Genomic DNA, 11,598 nt, shown 5'->3' with positions numbered 1-11,598 from the left:
TTCCATTCCGGACGGCCGATGCCATCGGACCATTGGTGTTTTATTGTCCCCATGGTGCTTTTCCCAATATGGCCAAGGCAAGGTAAAATGTCAACCCCGGCGTTTTTGCCGGCAGATGAACAGGGCCCCAAGCCCCAGTATCAGGCAGAGATGGGCGAACAACCAGCCCCCGCGCATAAAGGGCGTACGGGCGTTCAGGTAGTGTAGCGGTACCACGAACCGGTCCGCTTTTCCGTAAGGGGAATAGCGGATGATGCGGCCCCCGGGAGACACGGCCACTGAGATTCCATTGGATGTGGAGCGAAGCAGGTACCGTTGGTTTTCAACGCTGCGCAGCACTGCGGCGCTCATGTGTTGCCCGGGCGCCGAGGTGTCGCCGAACCAGGAATCATTGGAGATGGTAACAATAATTTGCGCGCCGCCCGTGACCAGGCTGCGCACCAGGCGCGGAAAAACAATTTCAAAACAGATGGGCGTGGCCACAGGTACATCATTGATGGTCAGGGAATGCAGGGAGTCACCGGGTGTGAAATCAGTTATCTCGTTTACGATTCGGGGAACAAAAAAGAACAGCCGGCGAAAGGGGATGTACTCGCCGAAGGGAGTCAGGTGGACCTTATGGTAGGTCTGGATTCCTTTCGCGGCGAAGCGCACCATGGCGTTCTTGATGATGCCCTTGTCCTGGATGTCGGTGAAACCAGCCAGCAAAGGCGCATATTGGCGCGAGAAACGCAACATGCGATCCCGGTAAACGGTGTTCTGCAGGGGATAAAGGGTAACGGAGTATTCCGGCCAGACCACGAATTCGGCGCCCCCCTCTTTCACCAGCCGGCCCGATTCCGCCAACAACTCTTCGAGTCGGATTTCCCGCTCCCGCCATGAGAGTACCCGGTCATGGTGGCTGTTGGGTTGAATGACGCCCGCGCGGTGGTGGGGAAGGTTGCGCAGGTTGGATTCCAGCCGGCTCATCCGCAGCCAGCCGCCCCCGTGGGTTAAAACCAAAATCAGGATCAGCAGGGTGCCGCTGCGGCGGTCGCGGTGTCGCCACCAGCGAAAGAAAAGCAGGTTGATCAGAATCACCAGCAACCCCGTGAAGTGAACCCCGCCCAGGGCGGCGGTTTGCAGGAAGGGCAGGTTGCGGTATTGGGAGGTTCCCACCAGGCACCAGGGAAACCCGGTCATGAACTCTTCCAGAACCAGATCTTTCCCCACCCAGAGAAGGGCGACGGCGAACCACCAGGGTCTGGGCGCCCGCCACAGCCGCCCCATTCCCCAGCCGGCAATCGCGGTAACCAGCGAAAGGATGGCCGCTACCATGAGGAATGCCAGGATGCTCAGCGCCACGCTCATGCCGCCGTAGCGGATCATGACCCGGGGCATCCAGTATAACAGCACCAAGTGGGCGGTGGCACCGAATACCAGGAACAGAGAAAAGGCGTTCAGCGGGGTATGATCCAATGCCGCCAACAAAGGCAGCAAAAAGATGAACGCCAGGGGAAAGAGGTCGAAACGCGGGAAAGCCAGGGCGTAGAGCACACCGGAAGCCACGGCGGCGAGCCAGGGAAGGGCGCGGCGGAATCGCGGTTTCACGGCGCGGTTCTGCACCGGCATGGGTTCGCTTCAGGGCATGCGGCGCAGGAAAAAACCGGTACGGCCGGCGATCTTCTGCATGCGCTCCTTGCCGTCCTGAGCCTCCTGCTTGGAGTCAAAGCGGCCCACCAGTACCCGGTACATGGTTTTTTCATGCACCACCACGCGCTGGATTTCCGTGGGAAAATTGTTGTTGATAAAGAGGTCGGAATAGGATTTGGCTTCGGCATGGTTTTCAAAAGCGCCCACCTGCACCGCGTAGTAGCTGTCTCTTTCCACCTGTCGGGGTTTGACTTTCCGCGCCGAAGCGGGTTCGGAGCCGGGTTCCGCGGCAGCGGTATCCGCCCGGCCGTGAATGTCCATCTCTTGCCTGATGGCGCTGGGCTTTTCAGATACCCGTTCCTCTTCCAGGGGGATGTGTTCACTGCTGGAGGTAACCTTCGCTCCCGCCGGGGTCATGGCGGCGGCTTTGCCCGCCTGGTATCCCAGGTAAAAGAGAAAGATACCGATGAGAATCACGGCGGAGAGAAACACCACTACGTGCACAAAAGTGATTTTGATTTCCAGGACCGTGCGGTGCTTGTCCCTCATTGCTTCTTTTCCAGGATGTTCATCAGCTCAATGGGCAGGGGAAATACAATGGTGGATGAGTTATCGGTCGAGATATCCCTCAGGGTCTGAAGGAACCGCAGTTGCATGGTGTAGGAATTCTGGGCCATGATGTTGGCGGCTTCCAGCAGTTTGGCGGATGCCTGTTGTTCACCTTCGGCGTGGATCACCTTGGCGCGCCGTTCACGTTCCGCTTCCGCCTGCCTGGCCATGGCGCGCTGCATTTCCTGGGGCAGGTCCACGTACTTGATTTCCACCATGGAGACCTTGACTCCCCATGGGTCCGTATGTTCATCGATAATGGCCTGCAATTTGGAGTTGAGCTGATCGCGCTCGGACAACAACGCGTCCAGTTCCACCTGGCCCAGGATCGAGCGCAACGTGGTCTGGGAGAGTTGGGAAGTGGCGTAATTGTATTCCTGGACCTGCAGCACTGCCCTGAGTGGATCGATGACGCGGTAATATACCACGGCGTTGACCTTTACGGAGACGTTGTCCCGGGTGATCACGTCCTGGGGTGGCACGTCCAGAACAATGGTGCGCAAACTGACTTTGACCAGTTTGTCGATGGGGTAGAGGACAAAGATGAGTCCCGGCCCCTTGGGCTTGCCTAGGACCCGGCCCAGGCGAAAAATGACGCCCCGCTCATACTCTTTGAGTACCTTCAACCAGTTGAACAGTAAAAACAGTACGATAACTGCGATGGTAACGATTGATACCTGCATATTAACCCCCTCTGGGTTTGACTTTCAGGCGGAAACCCTCCATCTGGAGGACCTCCACCTCGGTGCCGGCTTCAATGGGTGAGTCCGCTACCGCGTTCCACCACTCGCCGTGCACAAAGACCCGGCCGCCCTCAGGTGTGATACGGGTACGGGCGGTACCGACTTCTCCAGCCAGGCCTTCCTGCCCGGTGTCCACGCGGCGCTTCATTGACTGAAACACTTTGTATGTCAGAAACAGGATTATCCCGGCAAAACTGACGGTCAGTAAGACAATCAAGCTCATGGTGGGTCTCATCTCGGGAATGGGTGAACTGATCAGGATAACGGATCCCAGGAAAAAAGCCACGGCCCCGCCGAGGCCCAGGATGCCGAATCCCTGCACCTTGATCTCGGCCAAAAACAATCCGATCGCCAGCAGGATCAGCAGCAATCCCACGTAGTTGATGGGCAGGATCTGAAACGCCATGAAGGCCAGGAGCAGGGAGATGCCGCCGATGACTCCCGGGATCACGGCCCCGGCATGGGTGAACTCGAGGTAAAGTCCGATCAGGCCGAAAATCAAAAGGAAGTAGGCCAGGTTGGGGTTGGTGATGGTGCGTAGGAAGCGCTGACGCCAACTCATCTTCATGGTGAAGATACGTACGTTCTGGAGATTCAGGGTAACCGTATCCCCGCGCATGGTGGTAATGTTGCGGCCATCCAGCTTCTGCAGCAAATCCTCGAGGCTTTCCGCGGAGAGGTCCGCCAGGCGCCCCTCGAGGCATTCGTCAACCGTGTAGGCGAGGCTCTCGGAAACCGCGCGGGCCGCCATGTCCTCGTCCCGGCCGCGGTTGCGCGCCAGGGAGCGAATGTAGGACACGGCATCGTTGGTGACCTTGGCTTTCATGGTGTCGTCCATCTTCTGACCCAGGGCGGATACCGGGCTGGCGGCGCCCATGTTTGTGCCCGGAGCCATGGCGGCGATATCCGCCGCCACGGTAATAAAGAATCCCGCGGAAGCGGCCCGTGCTCCCTGGGGATAGACAAACACCGCGACCGGCGCCGGTGATTGCAGCATCTCCTTGATAATGGTGCGCATGGCCGAATCCAGTCCCCCGGGTGTGTCTATTTCAACCACCACCAGGTCCACATCCGGTTTTTCACGGACCTTGGCCATGGAGTCGATTGTGTATTCCGCGATGATGGAATCGATGGGGCCCTGGATCGCGATGCGATACACATCCGCGCTTACGGCCATGGGGGCCAGCAACATTATCGCCGCGATCAGTTTTCTCATACTCAGAATAATAGGCCTTGAGGCAAAAAAAATCAACTCCATAAGCGAATGGGCGTGGTTGCGTTCCCGGGGGGGCTATGCTAAAAGAAACCATGGCAGATCACAACTACGCCCTGATTATGGCGGGAGGGCAGGGCACCCGCTTCTGGCCGTACAGCACACCCCGGCGTCCCAAACAGTTTTTACCGATCCTGGGGACGGATCCGCTGATTACCCGGACCTTCCGCAGACTGGAACAGGTGGTGGCCCGGGATCGCATTTATGTGGTGGCAGAGGAGGGATATCGCGCAGCCGTGATGGAAGCCCTGCCCGACATCGATCCCGAAAACTACATTGCCGAACCCATGCCCCGCAATACGGCGCCCTGCATGATCCTGGCCAATATCGTTTTATCCCGCCGGGATCCCGCCGGCCGTATGCTGGTTGTGCCCGCGGATCACCATATCACCGATGAAAAGACCTTTGCGCGGCAGATGCGTGCCGCCCTGGAGTTTGCAGAGCGTCCGGTCATCATTACCGCGGGTATCGTTCCCGATCATCCCCATACCGGTTATGGCTACATCCGTTATACAACCGCGCGAGCCGAACGGCTGGACAACGCGGTGTTTCATCCGGTCGAAACCTTCGAGGAAAAACCCGATGCCCAAACTGCGGCCAAATACCTTTCTCACGGGGGGTATTGCTGGAACTCCGGCATGTTTGTTTACAAGCTGCGCCATTTCCGCACCCTGCTGGAACGCTTTGCCCCGGAATACGCCGATGGTTACGGAAAATTGGAAGCCGCGCCCCTTAAAGACGTGCCGCAAGTCTTTGCCGCCATGCCGCCTCTGTCCATCGATTACGCTTTGATGGAAAAGGGAGCGGAGGCATGGATGATGCCGGCCGATTTCGACTGGAATGATGTGGGCGCGTGGGCCAGTGTTTTTGAGCTGGGGAACCGTGACGAAAACGGCAATGTGGCTGGTCCCGGACATGTATTGCTGGACAGCCGCGATTGCCTGGTTTTCTCGACCGGCAACACGCCGGTGGGCTTGATCGGGCTTGAAGGCGTGGGAGTGGTGCAAACCCAAAACGGCCTGCTGGTGGGGAAACTGGATCTGATGCAGCGGGTTCGCGAAGTACTGCAGGATCTGGATGCCCGATCACAAAGCCATTCGCAGGACCCTGAGCCATGAGGACGACAATCCGGGTCAGTGCCGCGGCGCTGGCCGCAAACCTGGACTGTTTCCGTCAAATCACCGGCCGCCCTGTTGCTTTTGTGGTCAAGGCCAATGCGTACGGTCACGGCATCGAGGCCTGCGTGGAGATTGCCAGTAAACTCGATTCAGTGGGCTATTACGCGGTGGATGCCGCCCATGAGGCCAGGCGCGTACTAACGCGGGACGATTCCCGTCCGGTTCTGGTCATGGGCTGGGCGGATCGTGACGAATTGGAGTACCTGGTCGAGGCCGGCGTGGAAATGGTTGTTCCGGAACCGGGTTACCTGGAACGCGTGCGTGCGGCGGCGCGAAAGGTAAACGGCACCGCCCGTTGTCACCTGAAAGTGGAAACCGGAACCCGGCGGTTGGGCATGACCCCCGCCGAGGTCCTGGAGATATTGCGATCGCCTGCCGGAACCGGCGTGGAGTTTTGCGGAATTTACTCCCATTTCGCCGATATCGAAGACACCACCCGTCACGATTTCGCCGGCCGGCAACTGGAATCATTTCGATCCCTGCTTGAAGAATTGCCCTCGAATCGCCCAATGGTACGCCACATGGCCTGTTCCGCGGCGGCGCTGCTGTTTCCCGCCACCCATTTCAACCTGGTACGGTTGGGAATCTCGGCGTACGGTTATTGGCCTTCCCGTGAAACATTGATTTCATGGCAGGAGCAGAAGGGAAACGGCATGGAACTGCGGCCGGCCCTGACCTGGGAAACCCGGGTGGCCCAGGTAAAAACCGTCGCCGCCGGGGAGTCCGTGGGTTATGGCCGTTCCTACCGTGCCTTCAGCCCGTCCCGTATCGCCGTCATCCCCGTGGGATACTACGATGGTTATGACCGGCGTTTGTCCAATTCAGGTGTCATCCTGGTCAACGGCAGGGAAGCCCCCATTCGCGGACGTATCTGCATGAACATGATGATGGCGGATGTGACCCATATCCCCAACGTCCGCGCGGGGGATTCGGTCATATTACTGGGAGAGGGCGCGCATGGTTGCATTGACGCCGTCAATCTGGCCGATCATTGCGGAACCATCCACTACGAAATCCTCAGCCGCATTGCTCCTCATCTGCCCAGGATCGCGGAATCCTGAGCCGCCAGGGTACGCCAGAAGAGATACAGGGCCGCGATCAGGTTGACCCCCGCCAGCAGATAGTTGGTGCCACTCATTCCCAGAATCGGTAGCATCAGCGTGCCTGCCAGCAAGGCGCCCAGCGCGGCCCCGCTGTGATCCGCGGCGTTTACCCGTCCGGTGGCGCGGCCGGGTCGCAAGGATTCGTGAGCCAGGGCGGCGGCCAGGGCGGCGGGAAAGACCGCACCGACCAGGCCTCCCACCAGGATGGTAAACACGGAGATCCATATCTGGTCCAGCAGGGGATGATGCCCCGCGGCGGGGAGCAGCCGCTCCAGGGCGGCTGCAACCACGGCCAGGGCGCACAACAGCGAGGACAGGAGCAGGTGAGGTGAAAACCGTCGCGCCAAGCGGCGGGATATGGCCGCACCCAGGGGAAGCCCGGCCATGAACAGGGCGGTAAACAGGCCGATGTAGCGGTAGATAAAACCAAAACGGCTCTGAATCAATGTAATGATCAGCAGTTGCAGCGACATTCCGGAAAAGCCGGCCACGGAAACGGCGGGGTAGAGCATTCCCAGGCCGCGCCGGCGCAGGACGGCGGGTAAAAGCAGCAGAAGTGTTGCCAACAAGAGGTATGCGGGCTCGACTTTTTCCGCCAGTTGCAACAGTTGCCGCACGCCCCCGACATGCACCCACCCCAGCGAGCGGTTGTAGCGGTGCAGTGCCGTGGGCAGATCATCGGTGTTGAGCTTCGCGCCAAACCGTGCTTCCAGTCCGGCGCGGATACGCAAACCGCGCCCCGCGGGAAACCAGGCGGAAAACAGAAAACTGAAATCCGGATCTCCTGGAGTGATATGGCGCCAGCGTGCAGACAGCGTGGCGGGGTCCCGGCTGACCACACCCGGCCGGCGGGAGGCAAAAAAGAAGGTGTCCGCTCCCGGAGAGATTACCACGTATGGAAAGACGGAGCGCAGGGTATGATAGATTACGGACGCATAAGCGCCCACATTCCCGGAAGTGTACGTATCCGATGAGGTCACACGCAGGCACACCACGCCTTGTGGATTCATGATGCGGGAGAGTTCGCGCAGAAACTCAAGGGTAAAATAGCGATTGGCCAGCAGGGAAACGGGTTCGGATGCGTGCACGAATGCCAGGTCGAATGTGAGGTTCTGGTTGGCATACCGTCCCAGCTGTTGCACAAAGCGGCGGCCGTCGGCGAGGTGAAGGCGGAAGCGTGGATCCTGGAGGCGACGTTCCATCTTTGCTGAAAGATGGTCGCGAACGGCTTTTACCACCAGGTGATCCAGCTCCACATTGTGTAGAAAAGAGATATCTGTATTCAGCATGGCCTGGGCCAGCCCGCTTACCGCTTCACCGATCACCAGTACGCGCCGTGGGCGGGGATGTTGAGAGAGCAGGCGGGCGGCGAGCATGTGGTTGCGTTCCGGATCGGGAAAGGTGGTCGCCATCTGGCCGTTCAGGTAAAGGGCGTATTGGTCCGCCTGGCGACCCAGGGCGATATTCTGGAAGCGCGAGTCCAGGTTTGTAACCAGCTCGGTGGCGGAAAACCCCTGCCACCGCGCCTGAACCGTGGATTTTTCCAGCGCGTTTCCCGGCTGGGGCAGAAGTCCCGCCACGGCCAGCAACAGGCCGGCGCCACCCAGCCATTGCAGGCGGCGCAGGCCCATTCGGCTTCCGGTCCATAGGGTGATTGCCCCCCCGGTGGCCAGGGCGGCAAACAGGATGTCAAAGGCGGGCCACCGTCCCGCCAGCACCCAGCTCATCATGGCACCGGCGGCCAGGGATCCCAGGGACTCAATGATATATACCCTGGACATGTGGGAGATACCATCCCCCTTGCGGGCGATATGCATGGCCAGGGGGAAGGCCATGCCCACCAGGAGGCTGTGGGGGATGACAATCAGGGCGGTGGCGACAAATACGCGCCACATACCCAGCGACAATCCCGCGGGCGCCATGGTCAGGTCGTGCAAATGTCGAATGGCCACCAGCGCCAGCGGCGCCAACAGGGTCAGCAGAAGCATGGCCTGGAAGAGTCGCTCTCCCGGGTTTCTCAGACGGTCGGATAGGCGGCCGCCCAGTCGGGATCCGAACGTAATCCCCACCAACCAGTGGAAGAGCACGATGGCGATAACGATTTCGTTTCCCAGCACCACTACCATGATTTCGCGGAGAAACAAGGTTTGAAACAGGATGGACAGGAATCCCAGCAGAAAAAAGGTTCCCAGTAAGATGGATCGGTTCGGGATCAGGCCGTTTGCGGAACGGTTCATTGAATGAGCTTCCCTTCTGGGGCTATTCTATTTCGAACAGCAGGCGGTTGGCCAGGACGTTGTCGCCTTCCTTTACCCCCATGGTCTTGATGATTCCGGAAATCGGAGCGCGGATCTCGTTTTCCATTTTCATGGCTTCGTGAATCAAAACGATATCTCCTTCCTGCACACTGTCTCCGGTTTGGAAAAAGACTTTCTGGATATAACCGGGAATAAAAGTTTTGACCAGTCCGGACCGGGTAGACCGTTGCGGCCGTGGCTTGAAATAAAACAACTTGTCGATCTTGAGCAGGTAAGCGGGGTAGTACTCTTCGTTGACGTAGATGCCGGACGGATAGCCCTCCAGGTCCCGCTCGATCTTTATCTGGTAGATGCGGCGGTTGACAAAAAAAGAAAGAATCTCATTTTCCCTGCTTTCCGCGATCTGGACCTGGAATGGTGTTTTTTCCACCCGGATCTGGGTGTCGGACTGAAAGGTGGAGTTCGGAGCCGTCTCAATGTCGAAGGCGCGTTTGTGCACTTGGAAGCGGTATTTCATGGCGTGTCACCTCCCCAAAAAGATCCGGCGCAACAGGTTGGGCTGTTTCATGCGCTCCAGTTGTGCCTTGTAGTTTTTGCGTCTGTTTTCCACGTGGAAGGCCGCGCCCAGAAGGGCGGCCGCCAGTTCCACTTCATCTTCGCTGCGGGGGCGTTTGCTGAATTCAAAGCGCAGGTTCAGGAAGTCCACGATAGTCTCTCCCCGCTGCAGGTGGGGGCTTTCCAGCAGTTTTTTTAGAAAGATCAGGTTGGTGTGGATACCCCGCACCAGGATGGTGTTGAGAAACTGGCGCAGGTCGTTGATGGCGTTCTCGCGCTGCACGGCGAAAGCCAGGATCTTGCCGACGTTGGGGTCGTAAATGGAAGAGACCTCTCCACCCGCAAACAGGCTGGTTTTAAACACATTGCGGATGGTGGCGTAATGGGAAAAGTCTTTCACGGTTCCCGCGGACGGCCGGAAATGGTCATGGGGATTTTCGGCGTTCAGAGATACCAGGATGAGGTTATGCCTGGGTTCAAAAATTCGCACTCCGTCCACATCGTGGAGTTGTTCTCCACGCGCCAGCACGAACTGCTTTTTGATAAAATTGGACAGCATGTGGACTTCCGGGATCAAGGTGTTGACCTGGATGGTTGGATTGATCTCCAGAAAAAACGCTTCCCCTTTCTCGACCAGGAATTCCATGTATCCCAGGCCCACATAGTCCAACTCCTCGACCAGGCGGCGCACGTCCTGCATCATCGACTGGCGCAGGTCGTTGCCGATGTTCACGGAGGGGGACTCCTGGAATACCTTCTGAAAGCGACGCTGAATCGAGGATTCGATTTCAGGCAGAATCAGCAGGTTGCCGCTTGTGTCGCGCAGGAAGGGGATTTCGATGTGGTGGGCGAACGGCAGAAACTCCTCCAGGAAAACCCCGTCCTGTTGAATGGATTCGCGCTTCAGCATCTGCTGCAGTTTGTCCTGGGCGTCGCGGCGGAATTCGGCCACGCGGATCTGGTGCCCCCCGGTTCCGGTCACCGGCTTGATGATCACGGGGAATTTCAATTCCGGAGATACAAATTCGATGTCCAGGGGGCTGTTGATGAGATCGGAATGGGCGGGAGTTTGCATACCCATGTTCCGTGCCGTGTTCTTCATTGTGATTTTATCGCGACAGCGGCGCAGTACTCTGGTGGCGGGCCCGATAAAGACAATGCCGTGGTTGTCGCATTGTTCCGCCAGTTCAGGGCTTTCCGAGAGGAAACCGTACCCTGGATGAAGGAAATCGACTTTCAGGTCCACGGCCATCTCCATGATCGATTCCAGGTCCATGTAACTGTCTTCCGGGCGGGAAGCGAAAAACTTGAAACTGCGATCGGCCAATTTGACGGGCAGGGATCCGGCGTCTTCAGGTGAATACAGGAGGATGGTTTCCAGGCCCATGCTGCGCATGGATTGGATGATATCCAGGGCTACGGTGCCGCGGTTGGGGATCAGGACGCTTTGTTTTTTCATGGAACCCTCCTTACAGCGGGATATTGCCGTGCTTTTTGGGCGGGTTTTGCAGGGTCTTGTGTTCCAGCGATTCCAGGGCCGCGATCAGACGGGGCCGCGTCTCGGTGGGCAGAATGATGTCGTCTACGTACCCGAAAGCGGCGGGCAGTTTGGGGTTGGCGAACTTTTCCTTGTAGTCAAGGATCAGGCGCTCCTTGAGACCTTCCGGCTCATCCGCCGCGGCCAGGTCCTTACGGAAAATGACGTTGATGGCGCCTTGAGGCCCCATGACCGCGATCTCCGCCGTGGGCCAGGCGAACACCACGTCCGCGCCCAGGTGCTTGGAGCTCATGACAATGTAAGCCCCGCCGTACGACTTGCGGGTAATGACCGTGAGCTTGGGTACCGTGGCTTCTGAATAGGCGTACAACATCTTGGCGCCGTGCTTGATGATCCCAAGTTTTTCCTGGTCCCGGCCCGGCAGGAAACCGGGCACGTCCACGAAAGAAACCAGGGGAATGTTGAACGCGTCGCAGAAACGGATGAAACGGGACCCCTTTAAAGAGGCCTGAACATCCAGGGTTCCGGCATAGACATCGGGATTATTGGCGATGACGCCCACGTTGCGCCCTCCCAGGCAGGCAAATCCGACCACCAGGTTTTGGGCGTACCCTTCGTGGACCTCGAAAAAACAACCGTTGTCAACCACCAGGGAAAGCAGTTCCTTTATGTTGTACGGCTTGTTCGGATTGACGGGAACGATCTCATTGAGTTTGTCTTCCATGCGGTCAAAGGGGTCATCCGTGGGT

10 protein-coding genes are annotated in these 11,598 nt (G+C 58.4%); 2 read left to right on the top strand and 8 right to left on the bottom strand.

The window, feature by feature from the left end; translation table 11 throughout:
* Positions 1-90: 90 nt before the first annotated feature.
* From lnt to ENN40_09455, 4 genes are read right to left on the bottom strand one after another with little or no spacing between them, the layout of a single operon-like run.
* Positions 91-1,611 carry an apolipoprotein N-acyltransferase gene (gene lnt, locus ENN40_09470; GenBank protein HDP95573.1) on the bottom strand — a complete coding sequence of 507 codons (1,521 nt, stop codon included), beginning with the start codon at positions 1,609-1,611 and terminating at the stop codon, positions 91-93.
* Between the two features lie 9 nt (positions 1,612-1,620).
* Positions 1,621-2,181: an SPOR domain-containing protein gene (locus ENN40_09465; GenBank protein HDP95572.1), complete on the bottom strand. Its 561-nt coding sequence runs from the start codon at positions 2,179-2,181 to the stop codon at positions 1,621-1,623.
* Positions 2,178-2,924 carry a slipin family protein gene (locus ENN40_09460; GenBank protein HDP95571.1) on the bottom strand — a complete coding sequence of 249 codons (747 nt, stop codon included), beginning with the start codon at positions 2,922-2,924 and terminating at the stop codon, positions 2,178-2,180. The genes ENN40_09465 and ENN40_09460 overlap by 4 nt, the downstream gene beginning before the upstream one ends.
* A gap of 1 nt (position 2,925) precedes the next feature.
* Entirely contained in the window at positions 2,926-4,242 is a 1,317-nt protein-coding gene (locus ENN40_09455; protein ID HDP95570.1) for a nodulation protein NfeD, read from the bottom strand.
* A 35-nt stretch (positions 4,243-4,277) separates the two neighbouring features.
* On the opposite strand from ENN40_09455, the gene ENN40_09450 reads away from it, so the two are divergent.
* Positions 4,278-5,375 carry a hypothetical protein gene (locus ENN40_09450; GenBank protein HDP95569.1) on the top strand — a complete coding sequence of 366 codons (1,098 nt, stop codon included), beginning with the start codon at positions 4,278-4,280 and terminating at the stop codon, positions 5,373-5,375.
* On the top strand, positions 5,372-6,496 hold the full coding sequence (alr, locus tag ENN40_09445) for an alanine racemase (GenBank protein ID HDP95568.1): 1,125 nt from the start codon (positions 5,372-5,374) through the stop codon (positions 6,494-6,496). Before ENN40_09450 ends, alr begins: the two co-directional genes overlap by 4 nt.
* Here alr and ENN40_09440 read toward each other — a convergent pair.
* The 4 genes from ENN40_09440 to ENN40_09425 form a co-directional block, all read right to left on the bottom strand.
* Positions 6,469-8,775 (bottom strand): hypothetical protein, encoded by a 2,307-nt coding sequence (locus ENN40_09440; protein HDP95567.1) that lies wholly within the window; start codon positions 8,773-8,775, stop codon positions 6,469-6,471. The two genes, alr and ENN40_09440, sit on opposite strands and share 28 nt — an antisense overlap.
* A 22-nt stretch (positions 8,776-8,797) precedes the next feature.
* The gene (locus ENN40_09435) at positions 8,798-9,313 is read right to left on the bottom strand and encodes an acetyl-CoA carboxylase biotin carboxyl carrier protein subunit (GenBank protein HDP95566.1); all 516 of its coding nucleotides are present in this window, start codon (positions 9,311-9,313) and stop codon (positions 8,798-8,800) included.
* A 6-nt stretch (positions 9,314-9,319) separates the two neighbouring features.
* Complete coding sequence (locus ENN40_09430) at positions 9,320-10,810, bottom strand: ATP-grasp domain-containing protein (GenBank protein HDP95565.1); 1,491 nt, start codon at positions 10,808-10,810, stop codon at positions 9,320-9,322.
* A gap of 10 nt (positions 10,811-10,820) precedes the next feature.
* On the bottom strand, positions 10,821-11,598 hold a 778-nt coding region (locus ENN40_09425; GenBank protein HDP95564.1), incomplete at its 5' end, for a methylmalonyl-CoA carboxyltransferase.

It is taken from the genome of Candidatus Aminicenantes bacterium (assembly GCA_011049425.1).
Classification (GTDB): domain Bacteria; phylum Acidobacteriota; class Aminicenantia; order UBA2199; family UBA2199; genus UBA876.
This window is presented reverse-complemented; position numbering and strand designations above follow the sequence as displayed.

What these genes read in the sequence shown, in the direction of transcription:
- ENN40_09440 (HDP95567.1), bottom strand. Translation starts at nt 8,775, where the DNA reads ATGAACCGTTCCGCAAACGGCCTGATCCCGAACCGATCCATCTTACTG.
- ENN40_09460 (HDP95571.1), bottom strand. Translation starts at nt 2,924, where the DNA reads ATGCAGGTATCAATCGTTACCATCGCAGTTATCGTACTGTTTTTACTG.
- ENN40_09465 (HDP95572.1), bottom strand. Translation starts at nt 2,181, where the DNA reads ATGAGGGACAAGCACCGCACGGTCCTGGAAATCAAAATCACTTTTGTG.
- ENN40_09430 (HDP95565.1), bottom strand. Translation starts at nt 10,810, where the DNA reads ATGAAAAAACAAAGCGTCCTGATCCCCAACCGCGGCACCGTAGCCCTG.
- ENN40_09455 (HDP95570.1), bottom strand. Translation starts at nt 4,242, where the DNA reads ATGGAGTTGATTTTTTTTGCCTCAAGGCCTATTATTCTGAGTATGAGA.
- alr (HDP95568.1), top strand. Translation starts at nt 5,372, where the DNA reads ATGAGGACGACAATCCGGGTCAGTGCCGCGGCGCTGGCCGCAAACCTG.
- ENN40_09450 (HDP95569.1), top strand. Translation starts at nt 4,278, where the DNA reads ATGCTAAAAGAAACCATGGCAGATCACAACTACGCCCTGATTATGGCG.
- ENN40_09435 (HDP95566.1), bottom strand. Translation starts at nt 9,313, where the DNA reads ATGAAATACCGCTTCCAAGTGCACAAACGCGCCTTCGACATTGAGACG.
- lnt (HDP95573.1), bottom strand. Translation starts at nt 1,611, where the DNA reads ATGCCGGTGCAGAACCGCGCCGTGAAACCGCGATTCCGCCGCGCCCTT.